Raw genomic sequence first — 15498 nt, forward strand, 5'->3', positions numbered from 1 at the left:
GCGCTTTATATCTCAATATATCTAGAATTAAGGACCATAATTACCCTTATGAGTCATCCAACCGGTATTTCTGTATTACCTTTTCGGTAATATGAATTAAACTTACCCGTTCTATTAGCCTAAGCCATCTCGCCTCTCTTAATGGGCCTCCGGCAACCCTACAGCGCGATATGAGAGCGCGGGTGCCTCCGGCCGGCGGCGTTCGCTACGCTCCCACCGCAAACTGCGCTCAAGAATCGTTTGAAGGTCCAAGGCAGATTAACCCGAGATCAGGATTCTGCTGAAGGGTCTTCGATGTTTACAGGTAAGCGACGGATTGGAATCTGGATTCAAGGCGATTATATTTTCGACGTTCAAAGCGGATGGAGACGTGACCAGATTGCGATGAACGGCCCCGGTGTCTTTGGGAAGAGCTCCGGGGTTTTAGTTCCTTCCGCCGACTCCGCGTGTTGCGCGATGCAACGATTAAGCGATAGCTCAAATAGTGTGACCGGAGCACTGTTTCCCAAAGTCGGATATTGTTTGGATAGAGCGACAATTTGTAAAATCGATTTTCAGTGCTAGTTTACAAGCCGACGGCCCGTTCATTCTAACGGGAGATTAATAAGATGATATCGCATTCAATGGATAGGCCCTTAGCCGCAGTGACTGTTTGCGCTCGTATCGCATTCTTAATGATACGAGTTTCGTCATGAAAAAGAGCGATCAGCAGGTTTATGGCGAGATCTGCCATGCAGTACACCTTGACCGGACATTGAAGGAGCCGTTTACCGCAAAAGACATAAGACGATTTTGTCCGAATTGGCCATATACACGTCATTTCAGCTTTCTGGCAGAAAACTGTACGGAGAAGCTCTGCGGAGAAGCCCCCCTCTTTGTTCGTGTCGGTCGTGGCCAATATCGCCTTCGGGTCCGGTAAATAAATGCATGCATCGATGAACCAAGCACGATGATCGCATCGAACTGCGATCTGTCAGCAATGTAACTGAAGTAAACGGCGTGCCCGTCATCCCCAGTAATATGCGGGGGCTGGCAATAAATGACCCTGTGCGCTGCAGCGTACGATGGATTCTTGCGATCGTGCAGTCGACAATTTCAGACGCAGATAAGAACATTGAGGTGTCAAACTCTGTTCACATTCGCTCAATAGGACAGCAAACCACCAGAGTGCGGGGGAATAGGAAAGCATGAACGGAAACTCGAAAATCGCCTCGAAGCCTGTAACCGCTACGGATAAGGATCTTCGCAGAGCGATGGCCATAGCCGATTTGCTCGTGCAGCCGTTGGGCATTCTACCTGCTGCTGTTGGCGATCCCATTCGCCCGGTCGCAATCGGCTTTTTTCAGCAGGTTTCGCCTTACCTCAGTCCAGGCGAAAGCGTCACTGCACTTCGTCGCGCTATCGGCGCTTATGTTCACTCGAAGCGCTATTATCTGGCGTGCAGCCGGCCAGATGCGATGCGTCATGACATTAACGGCGAGCCCGTTGAGCCAGTGTCAGATTCAGACCAGCTGAATGCTCAAAAGCGCCTGCAAATCTTCCGAGAGCAAAAGAGCCAAACGCCAGCGCCCGCCATTGTCGCCGCCCCTGTTGCAGCTGCAGAGAACAAAAGAGATTTGATCCGAGCCTCCCTCCTCGGGAGATCGCGAAGCTGATTTTAATTTGCAGCGCTTGAAAGTCAGCTGAAGCCATCAAAAGCCTCAGCGCTCTTCGAAAGTCGGTCACCCTTGGCAATGTAGAGAGCGTTCATGCGTTTTCAGCCGCTACCGCGCAGTTAAATTTTGTAAGCACAGCTTTCAATCAGAGTCTTGTTTACTTATTTATGCGCAATATCGACTTATGAACGACAATTATCCTTCCTCTATGATCGATTGGACTGGCCAATCATCTTTCAAACGCCGACAACGCGTCCGGTTGCTGGTGGCTGTGATTGTCATGTTGATAGCTTTTGTCGGGGTTACGATGCTCGCATACAGCCTCCTCGCATCAAGTACATCTGAACGCGCCATCCTTCCAGAAGACGCGTCTTCGAATGAAATGTTTGACTGATCCCAAAAGAGCCACTTAGCTTAGCCTGCTACAGGACACTGAATGACATGCCGCCCTGCCGATCAGTCTCCTCGACATCCAGGGATAAAAGATCATGAGCATCGGAAGGTTTCAGTTCCACTTTCTGGGCATCCATCGCAGCAGCAATAGCCTGCCTATTCCCCCAGAGTTTTCCACGCCTAGTCGTATCCGGACCGTCAGCAGGCTCCGCAATACTAAATTCAATCTGGCCAGCATCAACGCCGTCACAAATCAAACTGCCTGATCCATTCAGGAATATAACACTCAAGTCTGCGCCTCCTCACAAGAACTCATACTGGTCATATGGCCAGCGGCTCCTTGGTTCAATGATCAATCGATCGGGTGGCCGCGATACGAAGCGGTTGCGCGTCCGCTGCGCATTCAATAGTCTCCATCGGCAAGGCAAACGCCGCTCCATTCAAGAGGATCCATATGGCAACGGGCACGGTAAAGTTTTTCAATTCTGACAAGGGCTTTGGCTTCATCACGCCGGAAGATGGCGGCAGTGATGTTTTTGTGCATGTCTCTAGCTTGTTACAAGCAGGCGGATCACTCCGAGAGGGCCAGAAAGTCAGCTACGAAATCGGCCAGGATCGTAAGACCGGCAAAGCCAAGGCAGAAAACGTTCGACCGATCTGAATCGGCATCCCGCAGACTTTTCGCCACGTCCATCGCTGCAATCTGGCGGCGATGGTCTTCGTACGAGCGACCTACGCACATATTCCAATCTCTCTTCATCAGCGGTATTCCATACACGCATTGCAGAGAAGCCAATCAACGAACCTGAGACGCATTCTTCTTTTGGCGATCATCCGCCAAACCGCTTAACGTTATGAAAGCCTCTCGCCTAACGGTTCGAACGTCGGAAAAGGGAAAACCAGTGCGATAAGCAAATCAACGCCAGACCAGTCATGAGAATGACGCCGATTGCGAAAAACCCAGTTAGAGCCCAAAATATGATGGGGTTATCGCTCATATAAACGTCCGGCCCTCGTCGATTGACGATCCTACCGTTTTGTATGATGCCAAAGAGACCTTGTGCACCAGCCCAGATCAGCCAAGAAATCAATCCCGCGACCAGCCCCGAACCCAGAATTTGGCTTATTCGCGATAGAGGTTTCCAACTCATGGCTGTGCCTTAAGAAACGGGTCAACGCAGTCTCATAATGAGACGAGATGCCCACTTGCCTTCATTCCAGAAAACAGGAGCTGACGGATTGAGAAGCTCCCTCCCCTCGCCTTCTGCGTCAGGGATCGTAGATATCCGCCGGGCGAATTGATGGCCGATAGTTTCTGCAGAATCCATGCAATGGCCGTCGACGCGGTTTCTGGCCCCATGAAACGGATCGCTTCCTGATAGGCTGATTGACTGATGCCGAGAAAGCCCGAGACGATCCGCGAGGCATCGAAAAGCTCACGCCATGTGCCAATTCCGTTCGCACCATACTCGCGAATATCTGGACAGGATCGAAGCACCTGATCGAGGGAAATGGATGGGGTTAAGTTGCCAGAAGTTCCTTCTTCCGGCTTCTCAGAAACTGGTGTTTCCGCGGAAGGCGCGTTCAAATCAATCTTTTCGCCATTTTGAGATTCAAAAAGGGATTCTGGCAGGGATTCATTATGCTGCCGCTCAGTTTGAGCGACGCTGACGCTCATTTCCGGAACAATCTCTATTGTTTTCAAAGCGATAGCCAATTCACCACGAATGGCTTCAAAATTGGCCCTAATCGCGGACAGTTCATCAAGAGATGCACGACGAGGAATTGCGTCGACAATGGAGCGGAAGCGAACGAACAAAGCTTCGAGACACTCACTAAGCTCACCTCTTTCTTCGGCCTTATCCGCAAAAGCTGCCGCCATATCTCGGCGCATGACCGACACTTCGTCGCGAAGACGCTTCAGCGCTTTCTGATCTGCGAGAATCTTATCCGCGATAGCAGCAATTTCAGAGGCGCGCTTAAGCAAGGGCGCAAAAGAAAAGCCAAAAGCAAGCTCGACGCCGCCTTCCCTATCCTTATGAGCATAGCGTTTGCGGGTCGGGCTATCCTTGCGCGCAATGATCCCAGCTTCGATCAGGGATGCCAGATGTCGGCGCAGTGTAGACTCCGGCATGCCATGGGCACGCAGCGAAAGCTGTCGGTTGGATGGGAAGACGACAAGACCACTTTTCTCATGCAATTCATCATCAGGCAGAAATGACAGAAGCGAGCTCAGCACGGCTAGACAACGATCGTTCAGACCGAATTCTGCCTTAGCCACGCAGAGCTGTTTGTAGAGCGCCCATCTGTTTACACCCCTCTCCTGCTTCGGCTGTTCCTGCCGGTCAGTACTCTGGGCAAATATCTTCATTCGCCCACGCAATGCGGACGCGTCAGTCTTCAGAATTTGCATTCCCTCTCACCTTTCAAAAGGCAAAAGAAATCCACCCGCCAAAAAGACGCTTACGACTCTTGACACTGATTCATGGAAATGCGATTCTCAGTCTGCTAGAACTTTGAGAGAGGCTTCCACGACGGTAACGTTTGGGGGCCTTTTTCTTTTGCTAAGTCTCCTAGTTTGGCTGTTTACTGTCCTTATATTCTTCATATAAGCGCTTCATATTATCCGATATCCACGCTCCAAACGCTTTTCCTTCAGGCTCTGAGAACTCGACAGCGTATCCTTTAGGCTTGGATTTGGTAACTGCTCTTAACTGTGAGTCATCAGAACGCCAGGCATTATCAACTGTGTTTGTTGATACTTTGTTCGCTTGCTTAAGAGACGCGAAGATCGCTTCAAAGCGTTCGGTGCTATTTAGAGTCTGCAGAGTTTCATTCCGAAGAACGGTTTCGAACGCGTTTGGCTTATTGGCTAGCAGTGTAGCCATTGAATCCCATTTCGGCCGTCCAATACCTGGCGCTGCGCCAATAGCCTGTATGAGCTCTTCAGGTAACTTTCGTGCCAACGCAATCATTTCGGACAAAACACCTCTGGATGAGGTGCCGAACGTTGCCATGATCACCGCTCTCGTCGTTCCCCGATCTTCTAGGCGTCGAGCAAACAATGCCTTCTCAATAAAAGTGAGATCTTTGCGTTCGAGGTTTTCGTTACCTTGCGCTATAATCAATTCGTCGTCGGACAGGTCTCGAATGAACGATTTGACCTTTAAACCAAGCTGTTTAAGTGCGGCAACGCGCCGATGTCCGTAAGCGAGTTGATAACGACCGGATTGATCAGGATTTGGTCTTACAAGCACGGGTACTGCCTGACCGTTCTCCTGAATGCTATTCAATAAAGCGTCAAACTCCGCGCCTGCATGCTCATCTAGGCGATCCTTGACAAAGGACGCGTCAATAAGATTTGCATCGAGTTCTACAATGGCTTGGCCATCGGTTAGCGCTTTGCGGAGTTCGTCAGCTTCATTCGAAAGGCCGGTAATTGCATCATTCATGCTTTGCAATGCGCCCGAAGACACCTGCGGCCGTCTGGGTGTGTTCTCAGCTGAGAACTCATGATTAGTCGTAATCGGCGTGAGAAAATCTCGTAAAGCATCACGGCGCTTGTTCATTTTCTACCCCACGCATCTCTCACTAGTTCTTCGAGTTCATGATTGACGGCGTCGAGAGCTTCGATCGCACGATCATACGTCTGCCGATGAAAGTTTTCTCTGCCGACCTCGTAAAGAGTCTGCTTCGTAATTCCCGCGTCTGATATCGCGGCGGACTTGACCATCGAATTAGTTAATACCCGGTCTCCGAATAGTCCTTTAAGAAGGCCAGCAATCTGCGACTGGGAGCCGTCGTTTGGTTCGTAACGAGTAAGCACATAGCGAAACCAGTCATAATTCGCATTGCCCCCTGCTCTTTCAACAACATCAAAAAGGCCAGCGGTCATGTGCAAGAATTGGCTCATTGATGCTACATCAAGCATTTGGGGATGAATTGTTACAAGCACCGAAGTTGCGGCACAGAGTGCCGACAGGGTTAGGTAACCAAGCGAAGGGGGGCAATCGAGAACCACGATATCATAGTCGTCTTCAACACTTTTCAGTGCGGATGCTACTCGTGTGAAAAACAATTTGTCAGTTGATCGCGACGCTGATGTTAAGGCGCGAGGAGTTTCGTGTTCGAATTCCTGCAACTCGAGATTACCAGGTACGATATCGAGACCGCTGAAATATGTAGTCTTAATGATGCTTTTGAGTGACCGTTGAGCTTCATCATACCTGATTGCACCGTAAAGCGTCTCGTTAGGCTCGAGATCAAATTCCGGCTGTATTCCAAATAAAGCAGACAATGACGCCTGAGGATCTAGATCTGCGGCTAGAACACGATAACCGCGAAGCGCAAAGTACTGCGCTAAATGTGCAGCCGTAGTGGTTTTGCCTGAGCCACCTTTGAAATTAGTAACAGCTATTACTTGAAGTCGATCGTCTTCCCTACGGCGTTGGTCATAGCTCTTTTTATTATTACTCAAGTGATGCCGGATAGCATGGATTTGCTCCAAGGAATAGAGGCGTCTGCCAGCGGCGTTCTTTTCCGCTTCTCCAATAACACCGTCATTTACGAGAGTGCGAAGATAGACGTCACTGATCCCAATGAGCTTGGCTGCCTCGCCCGGGGCAAATTTACGTAATTCTTTCTGTGCTGTCGGCGGGAATGCGCGTGCACGAAGGTGTTGAAGCTGGGCGCTCAGTGTGTCGGCGTCCGCTTCAATAAGCCGAGTTAACGACTTTTCCACGGATTGTTTGACATTAGTGGCATTGGCGCTGTGGATCATTAAAATCGCTCAACAAGGAAAATAATCGGATTGAGCGTCAGAATGACCGTATCGTTGTGAGTCGTCAACAACTTTAAAGTTAATGATAGGTTAACGCGATCCAGGAAGGAAAGGCAATTACCCACGAACAATGGAAGCTGTTCGCTGTCGCGCGAAATGGCCAAACAAGATGTGTTCTCAGCTGAGAACATGAGTTCGCGCAGGGGGCGCTCAGGTCTATAATCTGACGAATAGTCAAGAACGGCTAGTCGTCGCCGAGACGGGGTCGCGAGTGGCACTCATTTGCCGAGACTGTCTTGTGGATGCCTCCGCCCGAGATCAACGTCAAGCTCTCCTAGAGTGAACAAGATAAGTGATCACATCGGTAGGACTACGATGATGGTGATGATCCATAAGCTTTAACAACAGGCGAAAGTGGCTTTCAGGTGCGTGCTCAACCTCATAATCAGAGATTGTGATCAGGACGATAACTGACAAGGGTGATTGTCGCGTTTGTGGAATTGTCGGAAAAGACCGCGGAAAATCGCGCCGGATGGGTTACAATGAGAAGGTTTGTGCTGAGCAAAGTAGACTAGGCGCATTACTAACAAGGGAGCATTTCGATGGAAACGCCGCTTAGAATTAGAAACGTTCTGCTAAAAGCTTTCCTGATCAATCTGCTATTTATCATCTTTGCGTGGTTGATGTCGCTCAGCGGCATTACAACGAGAATGATGTCCGTCTTTTTTGGCTTTAGCGTCGATCAAACCCACATGTACATGGCCAATATCATCGGGTTCTGGAAGAGTCTGAACGTCGTCCTTTTCCTGATCCCCGCAATAGCGATCCAATGGGAATATCGTGCAAAGAGATGACCATGATAAACTTGGCAACATTTTGCGACCCAGTCGCGTAAATGGATATGGACCGTAGCGTCACCAGTCTCGTGAAGCAAATGGAGTTCGGCCCGTGGTGCTTCACAGCGAAGAAGTTCTGTGAAAGCACGGACGATCCCCGCGCTTGCGCTGTGGGAATGAGTTAGGCAACCAGTTGGTGAAGTAGATCGAGGTCATTGAATTCGGTGAACGGGCCAAGTGCTTCACAAGGAAAACGACTTCTTGTGCGATCGAACGGCGCTTTAGGCGAGCTGTACTGTACTCAACGTTGGACGATCGCCAGTGGGACCACAACGACTATCGTCATAAAGCCTAAAGCATGTCGCTGTTAACCGGATTCGGGATTCCCGTTTGGCTTGATCTGTGATTCACTTGTCTCATGGAAGGAGATGCACCATGGGCAAGCCGCATCCGATTGAGTTGCGTGAGCGTGTCGTTGCGTTTGTGAATGAGGGCAATAGTCACCGGGAAGCCGCTCGGCATTTCCGTGTTTCGCCTCGGTTCGTCAACAACATGATGATCCTGCATCGGTCATCCGGCTGTCTGGCCGCCGCCAGGCAGGGCCACCCGCCTGGTAGTGTGAAGCTTTTGGCTCATGGTGATTGGGTCCGCGAGCAGATGTCCGCCCGTGGCGAAACGACTTTGGACGAACTGTGCGTTGCGCTCGCGGAGCGCGGTATTGAAGTCCACCGCGCCACGGTCGGGCGATTTCTACACCGACTTGGGCTGAGCAATAAAAAAAAGCCTCAAGGCAAGCGAGCAGCGTAGACCAGAGATCGCCAAGGCGCGTGATCTTTGGATCAATCGCCGAAAGCGGTTCTTCAACAAGGCCTTGTCGCGTCTCATCTTTATCGATGAGACTTCCACGAATACGCGCCTGACAAAACGCACCGGATGGTCTGCCAAAGGCAGGCGCTTTGCCGCCTATGCGCCCTTCGGAAAATGGAAGACACAAACCTTCATTGCCGGACTGCGCTGCCATGGCCTGACCGCGCCATGGATCGTCGATGCACCGATGAACAGCCGCATCTTCGAAACCTGGATCGAGACACAGCTTGTGCCGACACTGTCAGCCGGTGATATAGTCATCCTCGACAATGTCGGCTTCCACAAAAGCCGGAAGGCTGAGCAACTGGTCAAGGCAAAGGGCGCTTGGTTTCTCTTCCTGCCGCCCTATTCGCCGGACCTGAACCCAATCGAAATGGCTTTCTCAAAACTCAAGGCACTTCTGAGAAAGCGAGCAGCACGCAGCTTCGACGCCATCTCAAAAGCACTTGGCGATATCATCAGTCTCTTCTCCATCAATGAATGCCAGAACTTCTTTAAGGCTGCTGGGTATGAGGCCGAATAAATGCGACACGCTTTAGCGCCCCAAAGACGAGGGTGCCGAGTGCCCTTGCGAACGCCTTCGGTGTGCTGGAAACGCCATCGTTGGTGGACCACCGTGTCAAGCATGCGAGATACCAGATGGTGGCTGCCAGGAGAACGACAGCACCGGTTATCCGTGAGGTCTGAAATACCACGAGCGCGATTTCTACCGACAGCGCAAATGGAACAACCATTCAGTTGTCGTGTTAAAATGAATGGTGAGCTGACGTTGAAGTCCTTGTTTGAGATTGGGTAGTCTGTGAGAAGATGCCCATTTACGCCGGTTGTGGAACGTAGGCGCTAGTGACGGCAGCAATAATTATGCATCTACGGGAAGGCTTCTCTGGTTGGTCGGGCCTGGGTCAGCATTATTCGGGCCAATGCCTCTGGTTCCAGTCGAGCTACGTTGTGGCCACAATCGAGAGAAAAGGTTGACCAATCCGTTTCCTCGCTCAAGCGTTGGTAAAGGTCGAGGAATGGACTTCCATCCCATCCATGTGCGCCAACGAAGACCTTACGAGGTATTTCACGCCAGCGTCCGGTTAAAGTGATTGACTGGAGAAATGTCGCGATCGGTTGTGGGCGGCATCGTGGGTCCAGATTGGAAGGCGGGGCACAATTCAGCCCGTCACCTTTTGCACCTGCGATGAACATGTCTCGAAAGCGCGGTGTTGTCAGCGACCAGACCGAGTCGCCGGTTTCTGGGACATAAGCGTCAACATAGACCAGTGAACGGATGCGCGACGGAACGGCGTCCGCTACGCCGCTCACGATCATTCCTCCGTAGGATTGCCGGACAAGGATCAAGTCGTCACTATGCGACTTCACGACATCAACGACCTCGCTTACATGAGTTTCAAGATTGGCCGATGGGGCAGGTGTATCACCGAGCCCCGAAAGTGTGATTGGCACAACTATGTGCCCGTGCCCTGCGAGGATATCCGCTACTTTCTGGTAGACCCAACCGCCCTGCCAGCCTCCGGCTATCAGAATGAAAGTGGCCATAATAATCGTTCCTATCGTTGGTGCGGTAACGAACTGAAGAATAGACCGCTGCGCCCAAACCGGTCATTCAGCGTAATCGCAGTTCTTCATGTATCACGACCGGGGGGAATTGAACGAAATCTGCCGAGTCGAATTCGACGGCGAACGCGAGTCTTCTGGTTTCTGCCCAGCCGATAGCTGCCGCTCTGGCTGACTGCGGTACGTTAGTTGCCAAGGAGCAGTGAGGAACCCAGCGACCAACGCGGTAATGTTCGTGACAGCTCAGGGGATCGAAGTGGCCGTGTAATCTGCTGTGTAGGCCAGATAGAGCGTGGTTCGAACGCGGCTCTGTCCAGAGGATCATAGTCTCATTGTCAAAATATTTTACTGTGTCGAAGGTAATTAAAAGTTTTCCCTGTGCTGAAAAGACCTCTGCCATGATTGCGCTAACGTCGCCTGGCCATTGCTCGAACACCGCAAGTGTCAGATGGGGCGGATATCCTAATTCCAGCATCGAGCCTTTCGGTTCAAATACGCTCGCCTCATCCCAAAGCTTCAGGATTTCAACTGCGGTAGCGTTGCAGCTTTTCAAGCTGACTCCATAGGGCATTCATTGCCTCCACCGGGTGTTTCTTTTCGACCCTACAGCAACTAGGTGTCGTCGGTCGAGCGTTCGCTTTGGGCCTCATAACTGCCAATTGCAATACCTCAGTGTAGCTCAGCGGAAGCTAGAAGCTCACTGAGCTTGGCGTTGAACCCGTTTTGTTTGGCGCCGTATACGAACTGGGCAATCGCTCTTGCGTTGGTACCAATTATTGGTACAATCGCGTAAAGGAGTGAATATATGTCACGAAACACATCAGTTACCCTCGGTGATCACTTCGCCAATTTCGTCGATTCACAGGTGAGGGGAGGGCGCTATGGCTCTGCCAGTGATGTTGTGCGTGCAGGATTGCGCCTTTTAGAAGAACATGAAACGCGCGTTAGGTCCTTGCAGGAGGCGCTGATTGCGGGCGAAGAGTCTGGTCAGTCGAAGCCCTTGGATCGTGAGGGCTTCCTGCAGAGAATGAAGACGAAGCATGCGCTTTGATGGGTATCAGCTTACACCGCTTGCCGAGGCCGATCTCGAAGATATCTGGGTTTACACCTTACGCGAATGGTCATTGGAGCAAGCAAACAGCTATATCACTGACGTCATGGATGCTTTTGAAGGGTTAACGGAAGGGAGCAAGCGTGGTCGGTTGACGGACATCCGACCAGGTTATCTCAAATATGCCGTCGGATCCCATGTGATCTATTTCCGGGAGCACGAGAACACGCTGCTTGTTGTGCGTATTTTGCACGGGCGTATGGATGTTGGGCGGCACATGTAACGCATATTGTGTTGCATTATCGAAAGTTCCAATGACGGAGGATTGTCTATCACATTGATTGAAAGACGGCCTCTCGGCCGAATGATCGGTCAGGCGCTTAGCGACGAATGAGACCAAAACGGTGGGCTTCATCTAAAAGGTGACGAACGGAGGAAGGCTGCCATTTCCTCCCACCGCGCGTCGGCCGCTCTCCCATCTGATCGAGCTGGGCCGCGATATCGCGAAGCGACAATCCGGGATCGGCAATCGCAATTGCGGCGACCAGTTTCATCAGGTGATCAGAAGGGATGCGGCGAGGGGATCGGGCAACAAGCTTCTTGTCGGCGATTTTTTCGCGGACGAGACGATGCACGGCGCGGCGCAGACGCTCGACCGTCCAGTCATGTCCGCGCCTATTGAGCACCTGTACGATATTCTCCCAGCTGTGGACCGGGCGCATTTGTTGCACCAGAGGCAACCAGGTCTGTGCCGAGGTGATCAGTTCATCGAGATAGCGTTTGTTGCGCGCTTGAGAAACGGCCCGGATCGCTTCCGGCTTGCGCTCTCTCAAGCCGGGATTTCCCGGAAGCTTGCCGCGCGCCTTTGCAGCTTTGATCCCCGCTTTGGTCTGTTCTGCAATCAGCGCGCGTTCGAGCTGTGCAACGGCGTCCAGCACCTGCAGAGAAAACATGCCTTGCGGCGTGGATGTGTCGATGGGATCACGGATAGATCGAAAGTGGATGCCGCGTTGTTCGAGATCTTCGATAACCTGCAGAAGGTGACTGACCGAGCGGGCGAGGCGGTCCAGCCGGACCACGACGAGAACGTCACCGGCAACGAGTTCCGAAAGCAGCCGGGTCAGGACCGGGCGGGCGCGTGAAGTCCCGGAACCCTGCTCCTGAAAGATGCGATCACAGCCAGCTGCCCGCAACTCGTCCATCTGTGCATCATGGACCGGATCGTCGGTCGAGACGCGTGCGTAACCGATGAGGCGAGCGGGACGGGGCAACGCACTGGTGGCCTGACGTTTTGACATGGCTGTTTCTCCCGCGCTTGAAGCGGCTTTGTTCAAATAAGGAATGCATTAGAAAATGGCCAGTTGCAAGCGAGTTTTACTATGCAATTTAACCGCCATCAGAAGCGATTTTAATGGGTAGACGAGGAAACCCTCATCAAAACAACCGTTCCGCGCCAGCGGCCTACCTAAGTTAAAAGGTCCAAATCTATAAACAGGGAGAGGGATGGATAAGCTGGAATGATCACGGTAGGCGGCGAAAAGAGATAAGCCGAGAGCCTCGGTAGATACCGAGCAATCCGTAGTATGATAGCTCGTCCTTGGCGAAAAAATGAAAGGTAAGAACACTTGGCGTCCCTTGCGGAGAACAGTGCCGTGAGAAGGGCTTCAAAAGAACTGTTTTCCTAAAATAGGTGCGACCGATTGGAGAAAATGTCAACTCGACGATACTTTAAATCCTTAGATTGTGGCGGGAGATACGTTCCTTGATCTGCCATTTGCTTTTGCTTCAATGGCAGTGTTAATTGTCGTTCAATTGGGGTGGGGGCATGATACAGAATCGATCGTTTCTTTTCTTGATAACAGGGTTTGTTGTCAGCGTTCTTGTTACGGGCTGCGCGGTATCCGATGTCGGGCCGATCAATCGTTCAACGTCTCAATTATTCGCGTTTAACAATCATTTCGTTCCGGATCACGGGGATGATGGCGCAATGATCATTGGCCTGGCATTTTCTGGCGGCGGCACGCGGGCGGCAGCTTTTGGTTATGGAGTCATGCGGGCGCTCGATGATACGATCGTGGACGAATATCCCTATGAGCGAAGCCTGGTCGATAATATCAGGATCATATCTGGCGTGTCTGGAGGCGCGGTTCTTGCAGCCTATTTCGGCATGAAAGGGCGCGATGATTATCGGGATTTCCGTGAAACGTTTCTGGTCAGGAACGCTGAAGAACGCGTGCGCACCAATGCATTGTCGCCAGCAGTCGCCATTGGCGTCCTGAATGGCGGCGCAAATGACCGATCCTCGCTTGCCCGTTGGCTCGACGACAATATTTTCCATGGTGCGACCTATTCAAAGTTTGACTGGTCCAATGCGCCATCGATCTGGATCTCTGCATCGGATATCTACAACCGGGTTCCATTTCACTTCAGCGTAGAAACCTTTGCCGCACTGTGCAGCAATCTGAAGGATGTGCGGATTGCTGACGCAGTCGCGGCGTCCGCGGCGGTTCCGGTCGTTTTCAAGCCCATTTCGGTTGCATCCAACCATGGTGCCTGCACCTATCGCCAGCCTGATTGGCTAAGCCGGGTCATGGCCGATCCCGAGGCGTCGTATAGGTTGAAGGCCTATGGGCGCGCACTGCACACTTACCGGTCGAACAATGTGAATTTCATAAAATTGCTCGATGGCGCGCTGACCGATAATCTGGGGCTTACGCCATTTGCGATGGCCAGAGCCTCGGCGCAAACGCCCTATGGGCCATTGTCGCTTGCCGATGCCGTGAAGCTGAAGACTTTTCTTTACATTGTCGTGGATGCTGGCCGTGAGATGGAATATCCATGGGTAAAGGAGCTGCAAGGGCCAGGGATTTCTGAAATCCTCGGTGCGGTTACGGATACTGCCATTTCCTCGTCGGTCAGGGAAGGGTTCGATGCGCTGAAGCTGGCGACAACGCAATGGCGCGACGAACTCATTGCATATCGGTGCGGCCTGTCTGCAGCCACGGTAGCGCGCTATCGCGGCTCGTTGAAAGGATGGAACTGCCGCGATGTCCGGTTTCATGTACAACGCCTGTCGATACAAGATCTTCCCGCTGGCATGGCTGCAAGTTTCAATGAAGTGCCAACCCGCTTCGTGCTTCCGACAGAACAGGTGGATCAGGTGATTGCCGCTGGTCGCGTGGCGTTTAAAAGAAACGCCGTCCTCCAGAACGCCATTCGCGAAGTCCAGTCCGATGCAGGCGTCAAGAAACCGGTTAGCCCGAATATGCTCCAACACAATCTATCATCGTCTGAAACACTGGCGTCGGGGCCATTGTAGCGCCAGCACCAACCCGGTTCTCGCAATATTACCATTTATGACTGCCGATCCGAGGCCACAGAATATACCATGATCAAACTGCTTTTTATGTTTGCCTGGGCATCGCTATGCTCGATGATTGTGTTATGGGCGGCAATGGCGCTCTGGTTTCATTTGCAGGTGGGGCAGACGATCAAAATCTGTGTCATGGCCCTGACCGCGCTTGTTCTTGCAGCTTATATCTCGGTCCTGTTTTCACCGCGTTCGAGCAGCCAGTTGATAAGCTTCAGTAACGTCGCATTCATCTGCCTCGGATCCCTCTTTCTGGTCTCCTGGTTTTCGATGAAGCCCTCGCTCACGCGGGATTGGGCGGCAGATGTCCAGCACACGGTGACAGCGGATGTTCAGGGCGACGAGGTGACATTTCACAACATTCGTGACTTCACATGGAATGACAGCCGGATATTTGTGCCGAGGTGGAAATCCGGGACGTACAGGTTGAACGAACTCAATTCGGTGGATGTCATCTTGTCTTACTGGACGCATCCGGCCATTGCACATACATTGATTTCATTCGGCTTTGCAGATGGTCGCCATCTGGTGTTCTCAGCCGAAATCCGCAAGAAAAAAGGTCAGGAATTTTCTTCGCTGGGTGGCTTTTTCAGAAGTTTCGAATTGGCGATGATAGCGGCGGAAGAACGGGACATTGTTTATTTGAGAACCAATGCCCGCGACGAGCGCGTCTATCGATATCCGGTCGATGTTGATCAAGAGCTTATGCAGGCGATGTTGCTCAAATATATCGAAAAGGCCAACGATCTTGCCAGAAACCCGGCCTTCTACAATACACTTACGTCCAATTGCACGACGGTCGTTTTCGACCTTGTTCGCCTGCTGGAGCCAGGTTTTCCATTTGATTACAGGATTTTGCTCTCCGGCTATCTGCCGGAGTTTCTCTATGACAATGAGCTGCTCATGAACAGCGACCTGCCGTTCAGTGAAATCCAGCAGCGCGCCTTGCTGACGCCGGTTCGCTCGATGGAGCGCGAACAGTT

At 51.8% G+C, this 15498-nt stretch carries 16 protein-coding genes; 9 read left to right on the top strand and 7 right to left on the bottom strand.

The window, feature by feature from the left end; translation table 11 throughout:
* The first annotated feature begins 1187 nt into the window (after positions 1-1187).
* Positions 1188-1655: a ProQ/FINO family protein gene (locus OPR82_RS19720; protein ID WP_138787166.1), complete on the top strand. Its 468-nt coding sequence runs from the start codon at positions 1188-1190 to the stop codon at positions 1653-1655.
* A 422-nt stretch (positions 1656-2077) separates the two neighbouring features.
* Here the strand turns inward: OPR82_RS19720 and OPR82_RS19725 are convergent, their stop codons facing one another.
* Positions 2078-2338 (bottom strand): hypothetical protein, encoded by a 261-nt coding sequence (locus OPR82_RS19725; RefSeq protein WP_265986596.1) that lies wholly within the window; start codon positions 2336-2338, stop codon positions 2078-2080.
* A 164-nt stretch (positions 2339-2502) separates the two neighbouring features.
* Between OPR82_RS19725 and OPR82_RS19730 the strand changes: the two genes are divergently transcribed.
* On the top strand, positions 2503-2709 hold the full coding sequence (locus OPR82_RS19730; protein WP_138787164.1) for a cold-shock protein: 207 nt from the start codon (positions 2503-2505) through the stop codon (positions 2707-2709).
* 522 nt (positions 2710-3231) lie between these two features.
* On the opposite strand, the gene repC is transcribed toward OPR82_RS19730, so the two are convergent.
* The 3 genes from repC to repA all read right to left on the bottom strand — a co-directional run bounded on the left by repC (position 3232) and on the right by repA (position 6828).
* Positions 3232-4461, bottom strand: coding sequence for a plasmid replication protein RepC (gene repC, locus OPR82_RS19735; protein ID WP_265986597.1), 1230 nt, complete (start codon positions 4459-4461; stop codon positions 3232-3234).
* A 160-nt stretch (positions 4462-4621) separates the two neighbouring features.
* Positions 4622-5617 carry a plasmid partitioning protein RepB gene (gene repB, locus OPR82_RS19740; RefSeq protein WP_265986599.1) on the bottom strand — a complete coding sequence of 332 codons (996 nt, stop codon included), beginning with the start codon at positions 5615-5617 and terminating at the stop codon, positions 4622-4624.
* Positions 5614-6828: a plasmid partitioning protein RepA gene (repA, locus tag OPR82_RS19745; RefSeq protein ID WP_138787161.1), complete on the bottom strand. Its 1215-nt coding sequence runs from the start codon at positions 6826-6828 to the stop codon at positions 5614-5616. The genes repB and repA overlap by 4 nt, the downstream gene beginning before the upstream one ends.
* A gap of 602 nt (positions 6829-7430) precedes the next feature.
* On the opposite strand from repA, the gene OPR82_RS19750 reads away from it, so the two are divergent.
* The 3 genes from OPR82_RS19750 to OPR82_RS19760 all read left to right on the top strand — a co-directional run bounded on the left by OPR82_RS19750 (position 7431) and on the right by OPR82_RS19760 (position 9054).
* Entirely contained in the window at positions 7431-7682 is a 252-nt protein-coding gene (locus tag OPR82_RS19750; protein ID WP_265986600.1) for a hypothetical protein, read from the top strand.
* Between the two features lie 417 nt (positions 7683-8099).
* A complete protein-coding gene (locus tag OPR82_RS19755) occupies positions 8100-8471 on the top strand; it encodes a winged helix-turn-helix domain-containing protein (RefSeq protein WP_011982874.1) in 372 nt (123 codons plus the stop codon).
* A 64-nt stretch (positions 8472-8535) separates the two neighbouring features.
* Positions 8536-9054, top strand: coding sequence for an IS630 family transposase (locus OPR82_RS19760; protein WP_244597083.1), 519 nt, complete (start codon positions 8536-8538; stop codon positions 9052-9054).
* Positions 9055-9398: 344 nt separating this feature from the next.
* On the opposite strand, the gene OPR82_RS19765 is transcribed toward OPR82_RS19760, so the two are convergent.
* Both OPR82_RS19765 and OPR82_RS19770 read right to left on the bottom strand, forming a co-directional pair.
* Positions 9399-10076, bottom strand: a complete 678-nt coding sequence (locus OPR82_RS19765; RefSeq protein WP_265986602.1) for an alpha/beta fold hydrolase — start codon at positions 10074-10076, stop codon at positions 9399-9401.
* A gap of 67 nt (positions 10077-10143) precedes the next feature.
* Positions 10144-10665: a 2'-5' RNA ligase family protein gene (locus OPR82_RS19770; protein WP_109366598.1), complete on the bottom strand. Its 522-nt coding sequence runs from the start codon at positions 10663-10665 to the stop codon at positions 10144-10146.
* Between the two features lie 234 nt (positions 10666-10899).
* Between OPR82_RS19770 and OPR82_RS19775 the strand changes: the two genes are divergently transcribed.
* The gene (locus OPR82_RS19775; RefSeq protein WP_109366597.1) at positions 10900-11145 is read left to right on the top strand and encodes a type II toxin-antitoxin system ParD family antitoxin; all 246 of its coding nucleotides are present in this window, start codon (positions 10900-10902) and stop codon (positions 11143-11145) included.
* Positions 11135-11428, top strand: a complete 294-nt coding sequence (locus OPR82_RS19780; protein WP_138787158.1) for a type II toxin-antitoxin system RelE/ParE family toxin — start codon at positions 11135-11137, stop codon at positions 11426-11428. The genes OPR82_RS19775 and OPR82_RS19780 overlap by 11 nt, the downstream gene beginning before the upstream one ends.
* A 97-nt stretch (positions 11429-11525) precedes the next feature.
* On the opposite strand, the gene OPR82_RS19785 is transcribed toward OPR82_RS19780, so the two are convergent.
* Positions 11526-12443, bottom strand: coding sequence for a recombinase family protein (locus OPR82_RS19785; protein WP_265986603.1), 918 nt, complete (start codon positions 12441-12443; stop codon positions 11526-11528).
* Positions 12444-12970: 527 nt separating this feature from the next.
* Between OPR82_RS19785 and OPR82_RS19790 the strand changes: the two genes are divergently transcribed.
* Both OPR82_RS19790 and OPR82_RS19795 read left to right on the top strand, forming a co-directional pair.
* A complete protein-coding gene (locus tag OPR82_RS19790) occupies positions 12971-14464 on the top strand; it encodes a patatin-like phospholipase family protein (protein WP_265986604.1) in 1494 nt (497 codons plus the stop codon).
* A 69-nt stretch (positions 14465-14533) separates the two neighbouring features.
* Positions 14534-15498 (top strand): Lnb N-terminal periplasmic domain-containing protein (locus OPR82_RS19795; RefSeq protein ID WP_265986605.1); only part of this gene is annotated, 965 nt, incomplete at its 3' end.

The organism is Ochrobactrum chromiisoli (assembly GCF_026241335.1).
Classification (GTDB): Bacteria; Pseudomonadota; Alphaproteobacteria; order Rhizobiales; family Rhizobiaceae; genus Brucella; species Brucella chromiisoli.

Excerpts from the sequence above, each read along its gene's own strand:
- OPR82_RS19720 (WP_138787166.1), top strand. The coding sequence starts at position 1,188 with ATGAACGGAAACTCGAAAATCGCCTCGAAGCCTGTAACCGCTACGGAT.
- OPR82_RS19730 (WP_138787164.1), top strand. The coding sequence starts at position 2,503 with ATGGCAACGGGCACGGTAAAGTTTTTCAATTCTGACAAGGGCTTTGGC.
- repC (WP_265986597.1), bottom strand. The coding sequence starts at position 4,461 with ATGCAAATTCTGAAGACTGACGCGTCCGCATTGCGTGGGCGAATGAAG.
- repB (WP_265986599.1), bottom strand. The coding sequence starts at position 5,617 with ATGAACAAGCGCCGTGATGCTTTACGAGATTTTCTCACGCCGATTACG.
- repA (WP_138787161.1), bottom strand. The coding sequence starts at position 6,828 with ATGATCCACAGCGCCAATGCCACTAATGTCAAACAATCCGTGGAAAAG.
- OPR82_RS19750 (WP_265986600.1), top strand. The coding sequence starts at position 7,431 with ATGGAAACGCCGCTTAGAATTAGAAACGTTCTGCTAAAAGCTTTCCTG.
- OPR82_RS19755 (WP_011982874.1), top strand. The coding sequence starts at position 8,100 with ATGGGCAAGCCGCATCCGATTGAGTTGCGTGAGCGTGTCGTTGCGTTT.
- OPR82_RS19765 (WP_265986602.1), bottom strand. The coding sequence starts at position 10,076 with ATGGCCACTTTCATTCTGATAGCCGGAGGCTGGCAGGGCGGTTGGGTC.
- OPR82_RS19770 (WP_109366598.1), bottom strand. The coding sequence starts at position 10,665 with ATGCCCTATGGAGTCAGCTTGAAAAGCTGCAACGCTACCGCAGTTGAA.
- OPR82_RS19775 (WP_109366597.1), top strand. The coding sequence starts at position 10,900 with ATGTCACGAAACACATCAGTTACCCTCGGTGATCACTTCGCCAATTTC.
- OPR82_RS19780 (WP_138787158.1), top strand. The coding sequence starts at position 11,135 with ATGCGCTTTGATGGGTATCAGCTTACACCGCTTGCCGAGGCCGATCTC.
- OPR82_RS19785 (WP_265986603.1), bottom strand. The coding sequence starts at position 12,443 with ATGTCAAAACGTCAGGCCACCAGTGCGTTGCCCCGTCCCGCTCGCCTC.
- OPR82_RS19790 (WP_265986604.1), top strand. The coding sequence starts at position 12,971 with ATGATACAGAATCGATCGTTTCTTTTCTTGATAACAGGGTTTGTTGTC.